Below are 17214 nucleotides of genomic sequence, written 5' to 3'. Positions count from 1 at the left end.
TCCGGCCCGAGAGCGATCCGTGCTTTGCATTGAATCCTGGGGACGAAATGCAATTCGAACCCGTCTCACGTAAGGAGTTGGAACATATTCAGGCAACAAACAGTGACGGCACAGGTGGCGCGACCTGTCAGGAGATTATCTGATGAGTCTGATCGTCCATCGCATTGGCCCATCTTGCACGCTCCAGGATCAGGGACGCTCTGGCTATCTGGATCAAGGTCTTTCAAGGTCAGGAGCCGCCGATAATCTTGCATTGCACGAAGGCGCGGCCCTGTTGGGGCAAAGCCCGGAATGTGCAGCTTTGGAATTGGCGGGGACCGGGGGGGAGTTCGAAGCCACCCGGACCATTCGCATCGCTTTGACCGGTGCACCGATGCAGGCCAGCATTGATGGCAGCGCCGTCGCGTGGCACGCCTCGCACAGTTTGGAGACCGGGCAGCGATTGGTAATCGGGGCGGCGCTTCAAGGCAACTATGGCTACCTGCATCTGGGCGGTGGCGTTGATGCCGAGGTTTTTCTTGGGTCCCGCTCGACCCACCTGACCGCCAGGATCGGGCAACCATTGCAGCCTGGCGATGTTTTGGTTGCTGGATCTGACAACGGCAATACTGGGATGAAACTGCGCCCCGATGATCGGTTTTCGGGTGGCGTACTGCGCGTTGTCAGAAGTTTTCAGACCCCTCTGTTTGACAATGCAACCCTGGACCGCTTTGCCGCCACCGAGTTCCAGCGGGGCACGCGGGCCAATCGGATGGGCATGCAACTGGAGAGTGATGGCGACGGCTTTGCCGCCAAAGGCCAGCTCAATATTCTGTCCGAGGTCATTACGCCCGGCGACATCCAGATGACCGGCACTGGAAACCCCTTCATTCTGCTGCCCGAGTGCCAGACCACTGGAGGTTACCCGCGTATCGCTACCGTTCTACCATGCGATTTGCCGCGCGCTGCGCAGACCCCGGCGAGTGGAAAGATTCGGTTTTCGTTTGTCACCATGGACGAGGCCCTGAACCTGCATGCCGCTTACCAATCTGAACTTGCGCGCCTGCCGGGCCGTGTCGAGGCACTTGTGCGCGATCCGCATGACATCGCCGACCTGTTGTCTTACCAATTGATCGGCGGAGTCGTCTCTGCCACCGACTAAGGAGATATGCCGATGCCCCGCGTCGATCTGAATGCCGATATGGGTGAAAGCTTTGGACCCTGGAAATTGGGGGACGACGAGAACCTGCTAAAGATCATCACCTCGGCCAATATAGCCTGCGGCTTTCACGCGGGCGATCCGGATGTGATGGCAAAAGCAATGGCCACTGCCGCTGAAAATGACGTCGGCATTGGCGCGCATCCCGGCTTCCCGGACCTTCAGGGCTTCGGACGGCGCAACATGAAAGTGCCGCATGCCAGCCTGCGCAATCTGGTGCGGTATCAATTGGGCGCCGCCATTGGGGTGGCGAAAGCAGTGGGGACCCATGTACGCCACCTGAAGCTTCATGGCGCGCTGGCCAACATGTGCTCGGTCGATCTAGACATGGCGCGGGCTTGCTATCAGGGTGCCTTGGACGTGGACCCGGACATCATCATAATGGTTCTGGCAGTAACCCGGCAGGAAGAAGCCGTGCGCGAACTGGGCTGCAACTGGGTGGGCGAGATCTTCGCCGATCGCGCTTACAACGATGATGGCACTCTGGTCGACCGCAGCCTGCCCGGAGCCGTCATTCACGACGCCGACATCGCCGGGCCACGCATTCTGAACATGGTCCGGGAGGGCGCAATCATCACCGAAAGCGGGAAGCGGCTGGAAACTTCGATTGACACGATCTGTTTGCACGGCGACGGACCGACCGCTGTTCAAATCGCCCGCTCGGTACGTCAGAACCTGATTGACGGCGGGGTCGAGGTCACAAAATTCACCAGATAGACAGGTCTTCGCAACCATCTGCCCCCAGTATCTTACTGTTGCCCGATTGTCGGCCAGCCCCTAGCATGTGCGCAAGTGCATGTTCTGAATACTGTAATTAAAATAACGTAATTCGCGATGGTTGGTCCGGCCAATCCTGTCGCAGCCTGTTTTCTCGCAAGGAGGCACACAAATGTCTTTCGACCTGATGTCGTATCAGCCCAGAGGCGACAAGAAGAATTCCGAATTTTTCGCTGAGTATCTGCCAATGATTTATGAGCGGCGGACCAGTTCCGGAATTGCTGATCAAGTCGGACCAATGCGGGCGATTGTCATTCAGGTCGAACCGAATGCGTTGTTCGACACGATGGTCGAACTTTACGTGATGACGCCGTATCGCCACTCGGCAAGCTATCTTGGGGCGACGCACAAATTCGCGGTAATGCACTCTCATCCCGAATATCCGTCGCTGATCATCATGGCGCCGCTGAGCGACACGTTCGAGGATTTCATACCCCGCATCAACCGCATGTACCCTCTGGCGCGCAAAACACCGCAAACCCGCTACGTGGGTGAGGTGTTCGCGGCCTCGGACCTGAATGATCTGAGCAAAACGCTGGAAGATCAGAACATCCGATTTGAATATAGCGGTGATACCGAGAACCCGTTTTACACGCTGGACGGATTCCGCTTTACCACCCCGTCGGATTTCACCTGCAACCGGGTCGGCTATTCCTCACATGATTTCAATGATCCCGACAGCCTGGGCCTGGGCGACCGCGTCTTGCTGAGCGACGCCGAGAAGCAGCGGCTGCACGAGGCGGCGGCCTTTGCAGAAGACACCAAGATCGGTCCCTTGATGCTGGGTTTCGACCATCTGGCCACCCGTGTTCTGGCCGGTGAGCGGGAAGATGCGATCCTCGAGTTCCTGACCATGGTTCCCTACTATTTCTGGGGGGCGTACAACATCTTTGACATGAACTCGTCTACGAACGTGAACCGGAACGCCAATGTCGATGACGACAAGAAATCGCCTGCCAAGGTGTTCACAGCCAACAACACACCGTCATTCGTGAACTCATTTGCCAAGCTGCCGATGCCGACCGAGGATTTTGTCCGCAATTTCGGACGTCGCCTGCATCACATGGCCGTCGAAATATTGGATGGCGATCACGGCGCGGGTGAAAAGAACGTCGATTTCGTGGTGAACACTCTCAAGGACAAGGGCGTACCGTTTCTGGCCCATGTGGTGGGCGAATGCAAAGACGACCCAAACCTTAAACAGATCTTCTCGAAACACTCGAAGAATACATTGCTGATCACCGAGTACATCGAACGCTGCCACAAGTATGACGGGTTCTTCACCAAGGACAACGTCGCTGCCCTGACAGCCGCCGCCGGTCAGGATGAACAATACGAACACGGCCACGTATTCGACTGAAAAAAAGGCTGCGAGGGGAACTCGCAGCCCAGACCCATCCAGGAGAGAATATGCCGGACCTTATGATGGCCCGATCATGAAACATGTGACATTGCGCGCCTGCAGGCGGCGGCAGGCCAGATCGGCCTGTTCGCGGGTCATGCCCTGAAAGGTGGCGTCAAACCCGCGCGAGCTTTGGTTCACCTTGCGCAAAGTGCCTTCCAGCGTGGTCATCTCCGACAGCGCCGTTTTCAACAGAATCTTCTCAGCTTCATACCGGGTTGTGTAGCGTCCCACGTTCACGCCCCAAAGGTGCCCACCTGACGTAGACAGGCGGGTAACGACCTCCTGCTCGGGTTCGGGCTCCTTTGCAGGTTCGGCCGACGCCAAAACCAGATTGTCCGGGCGAAGCGCCGGACGCGTGTCCGAATTTTCGACAGGAGGTGCGGTCGGCGCGATATCTGCCGCCGCAATCGCTGCCGCTATCCCGTCCTGAATACGCTCTCCGTTCTCGGCTGCTGTTTCGGCGACGGTTCCTGCCACCTGCACCGCACCACCAGCGGTTGGGCGAAGGACCGGTCGCAGGCTTTTTTCCGGCGCACCTACAAGGCTGGCGACCTGCGTAGCGCTGCCCAGCCCGGCGTTTCCTGCATAGGCAGGACGTGCGGGTTTGCGAATTGGCGCGCGCGAAGGAGCCCGGCGGAAACCCATGTCCAGCAGTTCGGCCACCTTGGCGTTGCGCGACGCGCCCGACTTGCCGCCAAAGACAGTTGCAATGATCCGTTCATCCTTGCGCTTGGCCGATGCAACGAGGTTGAAGCCCGCAGCCCGTGTGTATCCGGTTTTGATCCCGTCCGCGCCTTTGTACGCAGCCAGCAACCGGCGGTTGGTGTTGGGCACGGTCTTAATGCCCGCATGCGTCGACTGACGCGAAAACAGGTTATAGTACTGCGGATAATCATAAAGCAGATGGCGCCCCAGCGTTGTCATGTCGCGGGCTGTCGACAAATGACCCGACTCGGTCAAGCCATGCGCGTTCTTGAAGGTCGTGCGGCTCATCCCCATCGCCTTAGCCGTCCGCGTCATGCGGCGGGCAAAGGCTGCCTCGGACCCGCTGAGAGTAATCCCGATGGCCGTGGCCGCATCATTGGCCGATTTTACTGCGGCTGCGCGGATCAGGTAGCGGAACGCGATGGTTTGTCCGGTCCGCAGGCCCAGTTTTGAAGGCGGCTCGGAAGCAGCCTTGCTGGTGATCCGAACCGGCGTATCCAGCGTGATTTCACCGTTACGCACCGCCTCGAACGCAATGTATAGCGTCATCATCTTGGTCAGAGAGGCCGGGTGAAGGCGCGTATCGGCATTGCGCGAATGAAGAACCTCGCCGGTGCGCGCATCAATCACCATCGCCGCGTAGGGCGCTGCGATGGCCTGCAATGGCACAAAAACAAGTAACCACAACAGTGCTGTAAGGAAAAAGCCCATTCGGGCTGGAACTGTCCGCCGAATCTGCACGATCTTTGCCTCTGTCTGCCTCGCACCGCCGGGTTTTCCCGGTCGGCTTCATTTATTTTGTTGGCAACAAGGCTAGCACAGGGCTGTCGCTAAATAAACCGAAAGCTGGGCATTTCGCCCATTCGTGACGCCTAACATAACCACAATATGTAGCGGCGCGACCAAGTCCACCCACTAGATGCATACCCCGGACTCGGGTTTGGTCACGGTAGATCAAGAATTTATGAAACTGAGACCTATTGGCAACATCAGGTCAGACCCCGGACGAGATCGACCAGATCGCCCAGATCCGCAAGCTCGTGGAATCGCGGATTGTCGCTGGGGGTTTCGGCCTGCTCGACCTCCCAAACCAGCCCGTGCGGTACATGAACGCCCCATGCGCCGGCCTGAATTGGCGCAACGACATCCGACCGCATCGAGTTGCCGACCATCATCGAAGCCAGCGGACCATCGCCATGCTGTTCGAAAATCCCACGATAAACCTCGGGTGTTTTTTCCGAGACAATTTCCACGTGATCAAACAGATCGCCCAATCCCGACTGTGCCAGTTTCCTTTCCTGATCGATCAGATCTCCCTTGGTGATCAGAACCACACGGTGGGTTTCACATACACCTTCGATAGCGGCCTGTGCATGCGGCAAAAGCTCGATCGGGTGGGCCAGCATCTCCTGCCCCGCATTGACAAGCTGCCGAATGACGGATGCGGGCACCCGATCCTCTGTCACTTCGATCGCAGTTTCGATCATGGACAGGGTAAAGCCCTTGATACCGTATCCATAGTGCCGGATATTCCGCTTTTCGGCAGCCAACAGGCGATCCATCAAGTGATCGCGGTCCGCGTGATCGGCCAGCAGATCCGCGAAATGGGCCTGGGTGAGCTGAAAGAATCGCTCGTTGTGCCACAGTGTGTCGTCTGCATCGAAGCCGATGGTGGTCAGTTTTTCATGCATTCCGATACGTCCGCTTGCTCTTTCCTCTGACGCCAACGACGTTATATAAGCGCTCAGATAAACCGAAGCCTGAATCGAATTGTTAAACGCGATGCTGCATTACCAATGGATGATGTCTGACCAATCGGACGACGATGCGAACTCGTCGGTTCTTGTGCAGACACGCCCCAAGACCAAGCGTCCGCCATTGTACAAGGTTCTGCTGCTGAACGACGACTACACGCCGATGGAATTTGTGGTGCATGTACTGGAGCGATTCTTCGGGATGACCCACGCACAGGCGTTCGAGATCATGCTGACGGTCCATAAGAAGGGTGTTGCCGTTGTGGGTGTCTTCAGCCACGAGATCGCCGAAACCAAAGTGGGACAGGTAATGGATTTCGCCCGCAGGCACCAACACCCCCTGCAATGCACCATGGAAAGAGAAGAGTAAGCAAAAGCGGCCGGGCCTGATGCTCCGAGCCGGACCTCTTGCCGGTATCACACATGACGTCACGTATTGATCTTGCTCTGGAAAGCGGTCTGGTGCTGTCGCAGCCGCTGACCGTGATCGGCCCTTCGCCGGATTGCAATCTTTCCGCTCTGCCACGCGGAACTCAGGTGATTCAGCCCTTCAAACCCTTCCACGACCATTTCGCGACGTTGGGTTTCGATGTCACGCCGGCATCTGAGGAACCGTGCGAGGACGCAATTGTCTTTTTGCCACGCGCCAAAGCGCTTGCCCGGTCCATGATTCATCAGGCGTGTCACCGTGCCAGCGGTAGGGTCGTCGTCGACGGCGGCAAAACGAATGGCGTTGACAGCATTCTCAAAGACGTTCGCAAACGGGTGCCAGTCGAGGGACCGATTGCAAAGGCGCATGGCAAGATTTTCTGGTTCCAGTCCGACAAATCGACCTTTTCCGACTGGGCCGCGCCGGAAGTTCAGCACGCTGACGGCTATCTAACAGCCCCCGGTGTCTTTTCGGCTGACGGTATCGATCCGGCATCGGCATTGCTGGCGCAGGTACTGCCTGAAAATCCGGGGCCTCGGGTTGCCGATCTCGGCGCGGGCTGGGGATTTCTTTCGGCCAAACTGCTGGAACGAGCCGAAGTTCGCACGCTGCATCTTGTCGAGGCCGATCATACAGCGTTGTCCTGCGCCCGCTCTAACGTGACTTCGCCAGTTGCGTGTTTTCATTGGGCTGATGCCGTGACGTGGACCGCGCCCGAGCCCTTAGACACGGTGACAATGAACCCACCGTTTCACACCGGAAGAAGCGCTGAACCTGCGCTGGGCCAGGACTTTATCAAAGCGGCAGCCCGCAACCTGACCCGCAATGGCGACCTGTGGATCGTCGCAAACCGGCATCTGCCCTATGAGGCCACGTTGTCAGACTGTTTCAGGCAAGTTGAAGAGGTCGCCGGTGACAACCGTTTCAAGGTGTTCCACGCCTCTCGCCCTCGCCGGTGATCCCGGCTAACCTGCGCCAAACCTCCGGAGGAAGCTCATGTCGTTTTCCATATCAGGCAAATCCGCAATCGTAACAGGCGGTGCCAGTGGTGTCGGTCTGGCAATCGGCCGTCACTTTGCGGATTCGGGTGCAAACGTCATGTTCGCGGATATGGACGAAAAGCGATTGATCGAGGAGTTGGGGGAACAGGCAGATGACAGCAACATTCGGTATTTCGCAGGCGATCTGCGCGAGAAGCTGACCATTGCCAATTTGCTTTCCGCAACCATCGATGCCTTTGATCAGGTGGATATTCTGGTCAATGGATCAAGACAGGTCCGGCAGACGGACCCGCTGGATGCGGAAGACGACTCGGTCCGTGATTTGCTGAACCAGAACCTGATGCCTGCCTTGCGGCTCAGTCAGCTGGTTGCCAAACGCATGACGAAACAGGCCGAAGATCAGGATGATGGCCCTGCGGGTTCGATCATCAACTTGTCTTCCATAGCGGCGCGGCGCACGCACCCCGATTTGCTGGCTTATTCTGTCTCGACCGCTGCACTGGATCAGATGACGCGTTCTCTGGCGGTTGCACTGGCGCCGAACCGTATCCGCGTCAATTCCATCGCATTGGGCTCGGTCATGAGTGCGTCACTGCAATCAACCCTGAAAGAAAACCGCGATTTTCGCAAAGACATTGAAAAACATACACCTTTGGCCCGGATTGCTGCTCCGAACGAACTGGCGGAAACCGCGCAGTTTCTGGCCTCTGATGCGGCCGGCTTCATTACTGGTCAGATCATGACAATCGACGGAGGCCGAACCCTGCTGGATCCGGTCGCCGCTCCAGCGCACTGAGACAAATGTTCGAAGACGAAAAATCCGCCGCTGCCGCATGGTTCCGCCAATTGCGTGATGAAATCGTTGATGCGTTCGAGTCTCTGGAGGATACACATGAGACCGGGCCGTTTTCGGACGCCGCAGCCGGACGTTTTGAAGTCAAACAAACCACGCGGCAATCAGAGGATGGATCGGACGCAGGTGGCGGGTTGATGTCGGTCCTGCGCGGTGGGCGCGTTTTTGAAAAAGTCGGTGTCAACGTCTCGACCGTGTACGGATCACTGGGCGAGCGTGCGCAGCAGGCCATGGCAGCCCGCAAGGGCATTCCGGGGATGACCGAAGACCCCAGGTTCTGGGCCTCGGGCATCAGCCTTGTCGCGCACATGCAAAACCCGCACGTACCGGCGGTGCACATGAACACACGGATGTTCTGGACACCACATGCCTGGTGGTTCGGGGGCGGTTCAGACCTGAACCCCTGCATTGAATATGACGAGGACACTGCGCATTTCCACGCCACCCAAAAAGCCCATCTGGACCCGCACGGGCCAGGACATTACCCGCGGCTGAAGGATTGGGCTGACGAGTATTTCTATATCCCTCACCGGAAAAGGGCACGCGGGGTTGGCGGCATATTCATGGATGATTACTGCACCGGCGACTGGCAGGCTGATTTTGCCCTGACCCAGGACATCGGCCGCGCATTCCTGCCTGCGTTCCTGCCTTTGGTGGAAAGGCGTCGGGTCCAGGGTTTTGATGACACACACAAGAACGCTCAGCTTGTGCATCGCGGGCTTTATGCGGAATACAATCTGGTCTACGACCGGGGCACCAAATTCGGACTGGAAACCGGGCACGATCCGGACGCCGTTCTGATGAGCCTGCCGCCTATGGCCAAATGGGTCTGATCAATCTCGTTCAGAACCCGAAATCCATGAAATTGTCATAGCAATAGTCCTGTGCCGACGCCGCCGTCATGTTCGCGCCTACCCGTTTGACGGTGACGGAATAGCCCGGGCTGGTATCGGCACCCTCGGGCGGTGTCAGCGAGAACTGTACAGTCCTTGCTTTGGGCACATAGGCGCCGGCAATATATATGCGTTGGTTGGACTTGGTTCTCAGCGTCCGGATTGCATAATCCCCTATACCACACCAGTACGCCACCGGGGCAGAAGTGCCGATCGCGGCAACCTCGTAGACACCGTTTGGCAGCGGCGTCACCGTGGTCCGAAACGCGGGCCGCACGGCAATGCCAAAACCGACCGCCTGTGCTATCCCCGGTAGGACGATCAACATCGCCAGAGCCGCAGTCTTTGCAATCCGCATCTTGATCGCCTCCGTGTAACCCAAGTTGTCTGATATAAAATAATAATTGCGCTGCGCGTCGAGTAAAGCCGTGGTCGCCTGCCCTTTTTCAGTGTTTTACCCCTGTGCATTTGGCAGACGGCTCGAATTTGCCGGGAAAACGAACGCCCTTTATTGACTCATGCTGCACCGGCACAATAGGAGAGGCCGGGTTGGTCGCATCGGGCGACCTGCGCATTTCCCTATGGAGTTCAAAGCAAATGTCTGACCTGCGTGAAACCGCGATGTCGTCCAAGGCCTGGCCCTTTGAAGAGGCGCGCCGGTTGCTCAAACGCTATCAGAAAGGGGCTCCGGATAAGGGGTATGTGCTGTTCGAAACCGGCTACGGCCCGTCCGGTCTGCCGCATATCGGAACCTTCGGCGAGGTCGCGCGGACCACGATGGTCAAGCGCGCATTCGAAGCGTTGTCGGATATTCCGACCAAGCTGATCTGCTTCTCGGACGATCTGGACGGGATGCGCAAGGTGCCAACCAATGTGCCGAACCCCGAGATTCTGGAGCAGCATCTGCAACGCCCGCTGACCTCGGTGCCTGATCCGTTTGGTGAATATGACAGCTTCGGCGAGCATAACAATGCGATGCTGCGGCGGTTTCTGGACACGTTTGGTTTCGAGTACGAGTTCTACTCGGCCAAGGAATTTTATGAGTCCGGGCAGTTTGACGAAGTGCTCAAGCGTGCGGTCGAGCGTTATGACGAGATCATGGCGATCATGCTCAAAAGCCTCCGGGAAGAGCGCCAGCAGACCTATTCGATCTTCCTGCCCCTTCACCCCGAAAGCGGGCGGGTGATGTATGTGCCGATGAAGAAGGTCTGCGCCGAGACCTATACTGTGACCTTTGACGATGAGACCGGTAAGGAATGGACGGTTCCTGTCACCGGTGGCCACGTCAAACTGCAGTGGAAGCCGGATTTCGGTGCGCGCTGGGCGGCGCTGGGTGTGGATTTCGAGATGTATGGCAAGGAACATGCCACCAACGAGAAAATCTACGACGCAATCTGCCGGGCCCTGGGTGGTCGCGCGCCCGAGCATTTTTCTTACGAGCTGTTTCTGGATGAGAACGGGCAGAAGATCTCTAAATCCTCCGGCAATGGCGTGTCGATTGATGAATGGCTGACCTACGCACCGACCGAGTCGCTGGCATATTTCATGTATCAGAAGCCCAAGACGGCAAAACGGATGCATTTCGACGTGATTCCAAAGGCTTATGATGAGTATCATCAGCAGCTGCGCGCCTATCCGGGGCAGGATCTGAAAGCGCAATTGAATAACCCGGTTTGGCATATCCATGGTGGAGATGTCCCTGAATCCACGCTGATGGTTCCGTTCGCCATGCTGCTGAATCTGGCATCGGTATCTGGTGCCGAAGACAAAGAAGCGCTGTGGGGCTTTATCCGTCGCTACGCGCCGGAGGCCACGGCCGACACGCATCCCGACTTGGATCAGGCGGCAGGCTTTGCGGTGCGTTACTTCAATGATTTCGTTAAGCCGACCCGCAAACATCGCGCACCGACGGATCAGGAACGCGAGGCGTTGGAGGCGCTGAAAGCCGCGCTGGAGGTTTATGACGGCCCAATTGAAGATGAGGCGCTGCAATCAGTGGTTTATTCCATCGGACGCGAGCGGTTTGATCCGATGCGCGGCTGGTTCACCGCCTTGTACGAAGTGTTGCTTGGCGCCTCTCAGGGGCCGCGTTTCGGCGGCTTCATTGCGCTCTATGGCGTGCCCGAAACCATCGCGCTGATCGAAAAAGCGCTGGCCGGAGAACTGGCCTGATTTGACCTGATCCCGCATGGGGCTACCCTTCCGTCAGGAGGTGCCCCCATGCGTCGTTCATTACTTGCCTTATCGTTATCTGTCGCAATGGCTACGGGCGTTTTTGCCCAAAGCTCCGAAATCGAGGCAAATATAGCGGCGCAGATTCAGGCGTTCAAAGTCGATGATTTTGATACCGCCTTTACTTTCGCCAGCCCGAACATCCAGCGTCTGTTCCAAAACCCCGATAATTTCGGGGCAATGGTTCGCAATGGATATCCGATGGTCTGGCGCCCGTCGGACCTGCGGTTTCTGGAACTGCGCGAAATTGCCGGGGCGTTGTGGCAGAAAGTTCTGATCGTGGATGGTCGCGGCCAAACCCATATCCTAGACTATCAGATGGTTCAGCAGGAAGACGGCTGGAAAATCAACGCGGTTCAGTTGCTGGGGAAAGCAGACCCCACAGCCTGACGCAACACGACCGTCACGGTGACATGAGACCCGGTTAATCCCCATTGGGTATCCAGACTATCGCGCCCGGAATTCACCCGGGCAATGGTCTGGTGCGCGCCGCAATCTGATCGGCAGCGCTTGGGAAAGGGATTCGAATGAACAAGGCAATCACCGACGGCATCGTGTTTATGCCGCCTCCGTTCGCAGATGGTTTGGGCGTCTGGTCCAGCGGCGATGGCACCCCGGGGTCTCCGACATATGCAGGGTCGGGTACGGGCGCATTTGTGCCCTCGGATCCGAACTTTGCCGGATGTCTTGAAATCCTCAAAGTGAGCAAGACCCAACACTTGCGCTATATGGGGCAGACGCCATTGCTGCCCGGCTGTTACCTGCAGATCAAGGCACGGGTCAAAGCCATCAGTGGTCCCTTGCCCACCGTCAGGATCGCAGGGTGGGCCGGTGGTGCCGGCGACGTGCACGTGACCGGTGTCGTCGAACAGGGGCCTGCCACGCAATTGTCGGGGTACGGCACAGTTCATGAGATTACCGCCATTGTCGGAACTGGCCAGCGGGCTGGCGTCGACATGGCGTGGGGCGCACAGGCACTGTATGGACATTTCGGTCTGGATATCGACGGGCCAAACGGGGCCGTGTTGCGCATTGACGATCTTCAGATCACCGACATCACGAGTGTTTTTCTGCGCGACATGATCAGCAGCGTGGATGTCACGGATTTCGGCGCAGTCGGCGATGGGGTTGTGGACGATTCCCTTGCGTTCGAAGCAGCCGATCAGGCGGCGGGGGGCCGTCGTGTGTTTGTGCCGCAGGGTACTTATTTGCTGGCAGAAAACACAACCATCGTGTCAGAAGTTGATTTTGCGGGCACCGTTACAATGCCCGACGACAAGATGCTGTTGCTGACCCAAGGTTTTGACCTGCCGACTTATATATCGGCTTTTGGCGATGAAGAGCTTGGCTTCAAAAAAGCGTTTCAGGCTTTGCTGAACAATTCAGATCATGAATCGCTGGATATGGGCGGGCGCAAGATTTCGGTGAGCAAGCCCATCGACATGGCCGCTGCCGTTCCCAATAAGAAAAGTGGTTTTTCAACCCGGCGCGTGATCCGCAATGGTCAGTTTGACGTCAAAAGCAGCTCGGCCTGGGACACCGAGATCTTCACCTCGGTCGCAACCTACAACCCTGCGGACCAAACACGGCTGACAAATGTCGCTAACGTCGCGAATATTCCGGTTGGTGCCCTGATTCAGGGCAATGGTGTCGGGCGCGAGATTTATGTCCGCTCGAAGAACGAGGGTGCCGGTGAAATCACGCTGAACGCGCCGATTTACAATGCTGCTGGCACACAGACATTCACCTTCACCAGCTTCAAGTATCTGCTTGATTTCAGCGGCTTCGACACGCTGCGGAAGTTCAGCCTGGAAGAGATCGAATTTCAGTGCAACAGCAGATGTAGCGCCATTCGTCTGGCTCCATCCGGCAGCACGTTTGCGGTCAGCAATTGCTTTATCAGCCGTCCCATGGATCGGGGGATCACATCCATCGGAACCGGTTGTCAGGGCCTGCTGATCGACAATTGCCAGTTCCTGTCTGCCGAGGAGTCCCTGAACGTTACCGATCGCCGTTCGATCGCCCTCAATGCAACAGCGAATGATGTCAAACTGCGGCACAATCGGGCGGTTCGGTTCCTGCATTTTGCTCTGTTGGGCGGCACCAACAACTTGATTCTGGGCAATCATTTCTTTCAGGGCGACAGCATTCCGCAGGGGTTGCGAACCGCCGGGTTGATCCTGACGCGCACTTACAACAGTTCGACCATTGCTGAGAACTACATCGACAATTGCTACTTCGAATGGACGAATGAACGGGATGCCGCTCCGACCTATACGTCCGGCTATTCCTTCAGCGCGCTGAGTATCACAGACAATATTTTTTACTGTAGCGAGGCGCCGTCATGGTTCAGTTTCATCGTTATTCGACCGCACGGCCCCGGCCACTTCCTGAACGGCTTCATCGTCACCGGAAACAAGTTCCGGTCTTCGAGCGGGAGTATCTACAAGGCCGAACGCGTGGACACGAGCTTTGCGGACCTGAACAATAACGCGCACATGAATGTCACGTTCCAACACAATACATTCCACGGAACGCTGACGGATTCAGAAAACCCGGTTCGGGTGCGGCACAAGCAACAGACGCCATCCTTTGCATGGGGTGTGTTGTCGGTGGGCAAGCTTCCATTCGCGGGCAAAGCGCGGGGGTGTGACGCCGTGACCACGCTTGGTCCCCTGAGAACGGTGTTTGGCAGTGTGAGCCACGCGAGCCCATATGCCGAGCTCGAACAGGGTTTTGGCGCTCGCGACGTGATCCTCCGCTGGCCAGAGCAACTTAGCGGGGAAGTATCCGTACCCTACGCATGGACAGCTGAGGCCGACATGGCCGTCCCCGGAGGACGGCCAACTCCCGCCGCATCAGAAGTCGCGCCACAAGGCAAATTTGATCCCGACGTTGCTTTGGAAGGCATTCCGTTCGGCACCAACAACCCAAGTTGTACTCCCGCCCTTTCGGCGGATCATCACTGACGGCCGTGCGCTCCAATAAACCGGACGGCCGGGGGTATATGTGCTTTCAAGCTGCAGCAGTGGATTGATCCATCGCTGAGATGACAGCCCCGCCGTCAGATCAAGTTTGCGAAACAGCGCATCGTGCGTGCGGTATTCCAAAGCTGCGTCGATCGCGATCCAGCCATTTCCCCAACCGCTTTCAAACCCATTTCCGTAAGACACAGTCGCCTTGTACAAGGCCCACGCGCTTTTTTGCCGGTGATGTGCGCCGACACCAAATTCGGCGGCAAACCGACCTTTGCGCCCAAGATCCGCGACCGGAGTACGGGCGAAAATCAAAGCGTGGCCATAAAGGTGTTGGTGCTCCTCGGCGTCTAGCCCAATCGTCAGTCCGGGGCGTAACCCCCATTCTGCATAAAGTGACGATTTGTATTCGTAGCTGCCGTCCTCGGTCCTGAATCCCGTGATTGCAGCCGCGACAAAGCCGGTATTCTGTTCCCTCAGCCAGGCCCCGGCAAAAACCGGACCGGCCAATGTCATCAGAAAAAGGAAAAGCAAGATGCGGATCATGACCGCACCTTCCCCGAGCATGGTTAACGGATCGTTAGTTTTTCGTTTGTTTTCTGGAAACTAATTCCCGAAGACACAAAACGAAACACGAGACGTTTCCGGTTCCTGTGTTAGGCTGAGAAAAGCCAAAGGAGATTCCAGATGCTACAGATTTCAAAATCCGCAAGCGTTCAGACTGTTATCACCACATTCGAAATGACACCGGGGACCTGTCAGGACCTGCTTGAGGCGCTGACGGATGCCTATGCGGAATTCATCTCAAAACAACCGGGTTTCGTATCCGCCGGTCTGCACGTCAACGATGCCCAAACCAGGATCGCAAACTACTCGCAATGGGAACGCCGCGAAGACTTCCTTGCCATGCTCCGCACTCCCGAGATGCGCGACCGGAACCGCAAGATCAATGAGCTGTGCAAAAGTTTCGAACCGGTCATGTATGATGTCGCGGAAACATTCGGCTGATCCTGACCTGAATCAAAGACCACAACTGAACTTGGGTTCAGTCTGAAAACCTGAAACGGAGGCTCGTGTCATGTATCACAACATTCTTGTACCCATTTCGTTCGATGTCGAACGTGACACGTCCGGACCACTGAAACTGGCGCAAATTCTGGCGACCCCTGAGGCAAAGGTCACGCTGCTGCATGTCGTTGAACATATTCCAAGCTACGCGATCTCGTACATGCCGACGGAATATCTGACCGAAGCCCGCAGGGCCATTCAGGCCGAGTTGGACAAACTGGCAGCAAATATTCCCAACGCGCGGGGCGTTGTCGTCGAAGGGCATTCCGGCCGGACCATTCTGGATTGGGCACAGGAGCATAAACCTGACCTGATCATCATCGCTTCCCACCGACCGGGCATGCAGGATCTGTTGCTTGGATCAACCGCCAACCATGTGGTGCGCCATGCGGCCTGCGCGGTTCACGTAGTACGCTGATATTCAGTCCTTCAGCATTCGCCATTCCGAGGCCAAAGCTTTGCCACAAATCCGGGCGAAGATCAGCGCGAAATGTTGAAAAGATCCGTACCACCTGAGCCCGAACTGAATCCGCGCGCCGCTCACCGGTATCGTCGGGCAGACGCGACGCGCAAAAGGGCTCTGTCCCCGATCCGCATTCTGTTCATGGTTCTGGCCCTGCCCCTGACTACGGCACTGGTCGCCGTCAACATCTATTTGCGGACGTCCGAGTACGAAAGAAACGACGCCATTATTCATCTTGTGGCGATGGCGGGGTGTGACACCGTTCTGAAGATTGTCCCGGGACCATTCGTCCGGGGCCAACCAGGGTATCATGAACGCAACGATCCAAATGGCGACGGTGTCGCCTGCGGGATTCTCAATCAAGCCTCTTCGACCGGACAGACACAACAACGCCCCCCAGCCACGAGCGTGCGTTCGGTCGGTAATGCAAAATTCGTCCGGCCCTAAAGGCTGAGCACCTGCTCATCCACAAAGACAAACCGGAACCGCAGGCCATCAAACCACGATCAGTCCCCGGCTGAGGGCCGTGGCGATGGCATGGGTGGTATTCTGCGCGCCCAGCTTTGCCCGCGCGCTTTCAATATAGACACGCAGCGTGTGCTCCGAAATCGACAGGGAGTGTGCGACCTGAGCGCGACTATATCCCAGTGCAAGCAAGGTCATCGCGTCAATCTCGCGCGGGGACAGGGCACGTGGAGCGTCCGGTTGCCGCTCACGCTCAAACTCCAGCGCCTTGCGGTTGAAGTAATGGGCAATCAGGATCAGGCCACGCCCATTTTCGGAGATGAAATCCTGCCAGGTTTCGTCATCGCAGGAGTGGTTCACTGTAAACAGGGCAAACTGGCCGTTGGGACCGCGGATCGGGATGGAGTAACCCTGATTGCCGACGCCGTGCTGCTGCGCGTCCAGAAGAAAAGCCTTGGCGACCTTTCCGGACCAGTCCAGTGATTTCCAGTCAACAGGATGAAATCGCTGGAAGCACCCGATTATGACCGGGTCGATCCGGTGATAGTTCTTTTCCTGATATCGCTCGGCCCAGGCGTCGGGATAGGTCGTATATCCGTATTGATCCCCTGCCCCATCAACCCAGTGATAGATGATGTGTTCAATCTGCAGCTTGTCTCTGAGATGAACAGCGATAGCACTTAGTTCATCAAGCGTGCTGGTGTTTTCCAAATCCTCCAGGATCTGGCTCAAATCGAGTCTTGTGACCATCCGCCGGCGCCCGCACCTCATTCTTCATGGACGCGATTTCGGCCGCTGCGATCAGCCTGGTATCGTCAAGCTGCTCGGCCAGCGCGGTCAAACCGTTTGCCGAAGCAAAGGCGTTGAGGTCCGACAATACGTCCAGTATCCACTCATTTTGCGCCATCAGGGTCTCTCCGAAACGGTTAACGAAGGGTTAACACAACCATAGCATGCATAGTGTTTTTTCGCATATTCACTGCTTTCTACTCCCC

General features: G+C 57.0%; 20 protein-coding genes (1 of these 20 running past the window's edge). 14 read left to right on the top strand and 6 right to left on the bottom strand.

Annotated elements, in window-relative coordinates; translation table 11 throughout:
* The 4 genes from ACR3EQ_RS17105 to ACR3EQ_RS17090 all read left to right on the top strand — a co-directional run.
* A protein-coding gene (locus tag ACR3EQ_RS17105; protein ID WP_480491326.1) for a 5-oxoprolinase subunit B family protein crosses the window boundary here: on the top strand, positions 1–143 show its end. 580 nt of this gene lie to the left of the window's left edge; 143 of the gene's 723 nt are visible here — the last part of the coding sequence; its start codon lies beyond the left edge, outside the window; its stop codon occupies positions 141–143.
* Positions 143–1141, top strand: a complete 999-nt coding sequence (locus ACR3EQ_RS17100; RefSeq protein ID WP_170614442.1) for a 5-oxoprolinase subunit C family protein — start codon at positions 143–145, stop codon at positions 1139–1141. Before ACR3EQ_RS17105 ends, ACR3EQ_RS17100 begins: the two co-directional genes overlap by 1 nt.
* A 12-nt stretch (positions 1142–1153) precedes the next feature.
* The gene (locus tag ACR3EQ_RS17095) at positions 1154–1915 is read left to right on the top strand and encodes a 5-oxoprolinase subunit PxpA (RefSeq protein ID WP_170614441.1); all 762 of its coding nucleotides are present in this window, start codon (positions 1154–1156) and stop codon (positions 1913–1915) included.
* Between the two features lie 172 nt (positions 1916–2087).
* Positions 2088–3335 carry a hypothetical protein gene (locus ACR3EQ_RS17090; RefSeq protein ID WP_170614440.1) on the top strand — a complete coding sequence of 416 codons (1248 nt, stop codon included), beginning with the start codon at positions 2088–2090 and terminating at the stop codon, positions 3333–3335.
* A gap of 60 nt (positions 3336–3395) precedes the next feature.
* Here the strand turns inward: ACR3EQ_RS17090 and ACR3EQ_RS17085 are convergent, their stop codons facing one another.
* Together ACR3EQ_RS17085 and ACR3EQ_RS17080 are read right to left on the bottom strand one after the other, a co-directional pair.
* A complete protein-coding gene (locus ACR3EQ_RS17085) occupies positions 3396–4796 on the bottom strand; it encodes a D-alanyl-D-alanine carboxypeptidase family protein (protein WP_480491324.1) in 1401 nt (466 codons plus the stop codon).
* A gap of 278 nt (positions 4797–5074) precedes the next feature.
* Positions 5075–5776 (bottom strand): HAD family hydrolase, encoded by a 702-nt coding sequence (locus ACR3EQ_RS17080; RefSeq protein WP_170614438.1) that lies wholly within the window; start codon positions 5774–5776, stop codon positions 5075–5077.
* Between the two features lie 91 nt (positions 5777–5867).
* Here ACR3EQ_RS17080 and clpS point away from each other — a divergent pair, with 91 nt between their 5' ends.
* The 4 genes from clpS to hemF are packed head-to-tail and all read left to right on the top strand — an operon-like array spanning position 5868 to position 8956.
* Positions 5868–6209 carry an ATP-dependent Clp protease adapter ClpS gene (gene clpS / locus ACR3EQ_RS17075; RefSeq protein ID WP_170614437.1) on the top strand — a complete coding sequence of 114 codons (342 nt, stop codon included), beginning with the start codon at positions 5868–5870 and terminating at the stop codon, positions 6207–6209.
* A gap of 53 nt (positions 6210–6262) precedes the next feature.
* Positions 6263–7228 carry a class I SAM-dependent methyltransferase gene (locus tag ACR3EQ_RS17070; protein ID WP_480491323.1) on the top strand — a complete coding sequence of 322 codons (966 nt, stop codon included), beginning with the start codon at positions 6263–6265 and terminating at the stop codon, positions 7226–7228.
* 37 nt (positions 7229–7265) lie between these two features.
* Positions 7266–8066: an SDR family NAD(P)-dependent oxidoreductase gene (locus ACR3EQ_RS17065; protein WP_480491322.1), complete on the top strand. Its 801-nt coding sequence runs from the start codon at positions 7266–7268 to the stop codon at positions 8064–8066.
* Positions 8067–8071: 5 nt separating this feature from the next.
* The gene (gene hemF, locus ACR3EQ_RS17060) at positions 8072–8956 is read left to right on the top strand and encodes an oxygen-dependent coproporphyrinogen oxidase (RefSeq protein ID WP_480491321.1); all 885 of its coding nucleotides are present in this window, start codon (positions 8072–8074) and stop codon (positions 8954–8956) included.
* A 10-nt stretch (positions 8957–8966) separates the two neighbouring features.
* On the opposite strand, the gene ACR3EQ_RS17055 is transcribed toward hemF, so the two are convergent.
* Positions 8967–9374, bottom strand: a complete 408-nt coding sequence (locus ACR3EQ_RS17055) for a hypothetical protein (RefSeq protein WP_170614433.1) — start codon at positions 9372–9374, stop codon at positions 8967–8969.
* A gap of 239 nt (positions 9375–9613) precedes the next feature.
* Between ACR3EQ_RS17055 and ACR3EQ_RS17050 the strand changes: the two genes are divergently transcribed.
* From ACR3EQ_RS17050 to ACR3EQ_RS17040, 3 genes are all read left to right on the top strand, one after another.
* Positions 9614–11188, top strand: a complete 1575-nt coding sequence (locus ACR3EQ_RS17050) for a lysine--tRNA ligase (RefSeq protein WP_170614432.1) — start codon at positions 9614–9616, stop codon at positions 11186–11188.
* 48 nt (positions 11189–11236) lie between these two features.
* Complete coding sequence (locus ACR3EQ_RS17045) at positions 11237–11638, top strand: DUF4864 domain-containing protein (protein WP_170614431.1); 402 nt, start codon at positions 11237–11239, stop codon at positions 11636–11638.
* Between the two features lie 137 nt (positions 11639–11775).
* On the top strand, positions 11776–14217 hold the full coding sequence (locus tag ACR3EQ_RS17040; protein WP_480491318.1) for a glycosyl hydrolase family 28-related protein: 2442 nt from the start codon (positions 11776–11778) through the stop codon (positions 14215–14217).
* On the opposite strand, the gene ACR3EQ_RS17035 is transcribed toward ACR3EQ_RS17040, so the two are convergent.
* Positions 14107–14769, bottom strand: a complete 663-nt coding sequence (locus tag ACR3EQ_RS17035; RefSeq protein ID WP_170614429.1) for a hypothetical protein — start codon at positions 14767–14769, stop codon at positions 14107–14109. The two genes, ACR3EQ_RS17040 and ACR3EQ_RS17035, sit on opposite strands and share 111 nt — an antisense overlap.
* A 141-nt stretch (positions 14770–14910) precedes the next feature.
* Between ACR3EQ_RS17035 and ACR3EQ_RS17030 the strand changes: the two genes are divergently transcribed.
* From ACR3EQ_RS17030 to ACR3EQ_RS17020, 3 genes are all read left to right on the top strand, one after another.
* Complete coding sequence (locus ACR3EQ_RS17030) at positions 14911–15231, top strand: antibiotic biosynthesis monooxygenase family protein (RefSeq protein ID WP_170614428.1); 321 nt, start codon at positions 14911–14913, stop codon at positions 15229–15231.
* Positions 15232–15301: 70 nt separating this feature from the next.
* Entirely contained in the window at positions 15302–15709 is a 408-nt protein-coding gene (locus ACR3EQ_RS17025; protein ID WP_170614427.1) for a universal stress protein, read from the top strand.
* Positions 15710–15781: 72 nt separating this feature from the next.
* On the top strand, positions 15782–16201 hold the full coding sequence (locus ACR3EQ_RS17020; protein ID WP_170614426.1) for an excalibur calcium-binding domain-containing protein: 420 nt from the start codon (positions 15782–15784) through the stop codon (positions 16199–16201).
* 48 nt (positions 16202–16249) lie between these two features.
* Here ACR3EQ_RS17020 and ACR3EQ_RS17015 read toward each other — a convergent pair whose 3' ends face one another.
* Together ACR3EQ_RS17015 and ACR3EQ_RS17010 are read right to left on the bottom strand one after the other, a co-directional pair.
* Positions 16250–16969 carry a LuxR family transcriptional regulator gene (locus ACR3EQ_RS17015; protein ID WP_170614425.1) on the bottom strand — a complete coding sequence of 240 codons (720 nt, stop codon included), beginning with the start codon at positions 16967–16969 and terminating at the stop codon, positions 16250–16252.
* The gene (locus tag ACR3EQ_RS17010; protein WP_170614121.1) at positions 16908–17126 is read right to left on the bottom strand and encodes a hypothetical protein; all 219 of its coding nucleotides are present in this window, start codon (positions 17124–17126) and stop codon (positions 16908–16910) included. Before ACR3EQ_RS17010 ends, ACR3EQ_RS17015 begins: the two co-directional genes overlap by 62 nt.
* Positions 17127–17214: the final 88 nt, after the last annotated feature.

This window comes from Ruegeria sp. AN11 (assembly GCF_056536005.1).
Note: the sequence above shows the minus strand (reverse complement) of the source record. Positions and strands in the feature narration are given on the sequence as shown.

Bases quoted from the DNA above. Each gene is read 5' to 3' on its own strand.
- ACR3EQ_RS17045 (WP_170614431.1), top strand. From the start codon at position 11,237: ATGCGTCGTTCATTACTTGCCTTATCGTTATCTGTCGCAATGGCTACG.
- ACR3EQ_RS17095 (WP_170614441.1), top strand. From the start codon at position 1,154: ATGCCCCGCGTCGATCTGAATGCCGATATGGGTGAAAGCTTTGGACCC.
- hemF (WP_480491321.1), top strand. From the start codon at position 8,072: ATGTTCGAAGACGAAAAATCCGCCGCTGCCGCATGGTTCCGCCAATTG.
- ACR3EQ_RS17035 (WP_170614429.1), bottom strand. From the start codon at position 14,769: ATGATCCGCATCTTGCTTTTCCTTTTTCTGATGACATTGGCCGGTCCG.
- ACR3EQ_RS17070 (WP_480491323.1), top strand. From the start codon at position 6,263: ATGACGTCACGTATTGATCTTGCTCTGGAAAGCGGTCTGGTGCTGTCG.
- ACR3EQ_RS17090 (WP_170614440.1), top strand. From the start codon at position 2,088: ATGTCTTTCGACCTGATGTCGTATCAGCCCAGAGGCGACAAGAAGAAT.
- ACR3EQ_RS17040 (WP_480491318.1), top strand. From the start codon at position 11,776: ATGAACAAGGCAATCACCGACGGCATCGTGTTTATGCCGCCTCCGTTC.
- ACR3EQ_RS17100 (WP_170614442.1), top strand. From the start codon at position 143: ATGAGTCTGATCGTCCATCGCATTGGCCCATCTTGCACGCTCCAGGAT.
- ACR3EQ_RS17080 (WP_170614438.1), bottom strand. From the start codon at position 5,776: ATGCATGAAAAACTGACCACCATCGGCTTCGATGCAGACGACACACTG.
- ACR3EQ_RS17065 (WP_480491322.1), top strand. From the start codon at position 7,266: ATGTCGTTTTCCATATCAGGCAAATCCGCAATCGTAACAGGCGGTGCC.
- ACR3EQ_RS17050 (WP_170614432.1), top strand. From the start codon at position 9,614: ATGTCTGACCTGCGTGAAACCGCGATGTCGTCCAAGGCCTGGCCCTTT.
- ACR3EQ_RS17025 (WP_170614427.1), top strand. From the start codon at position 15,302: ATGTATCACAACATTCTTGTACCCATTTCGTTCGATGTCGAACGTGAC.
- ACR3EQ_RS17020 (WP_170614426.1), top strand. From the start codon at position 15,782: ATGTTGAAAAGATCCGTACCACCTGAGCCCGAACTGAATCCGCGCGCC.
- ACR3EQ_RS17030 (WP_170614428.1), top strand. From the start codon at position 14,911: ATGCTACAGATTTCAAAATCCGCAAGCGTTCAGACTGTTATCACCACA.
- ACR3EQ_RS17055 (WP_170614433.1), bottom strand. From the start codon at position 9,374: ATGCGGATTGCAAAGACTGCGGCTCTGGCGATGTTGATCGTCCTACCG.
- ACR3EQ_RS17085 (WP_480491324.1), bottom strand. From the start codon at position 4,796: ATGGGCTTTTTCCTTACAGCACTGTTGTGGTTACTTGTTTTTGTGCCA.
- clpS (WP_170614437.1), top strand. From the start codon at position 5,868: ATGCTGCATTACCAATGGATGATGTCTGACCAATCGGACGACGATGCG.
- ACR3EQ_RS17010 (WP_170614121.1), bottom strand. From the start codon at position 17,126: ATGGCGCAAAATGAGTGGATACTGGACGTATTGTCGGACCTCAACGCC.
- ACR3EQ_RS17015 (WP_170614425.1), bottom strand. From the start codon at position 16,969: ATGGTCACAAGACTCGATTTGAGCCAGATCCTGGAGGATTTGGAAAAC.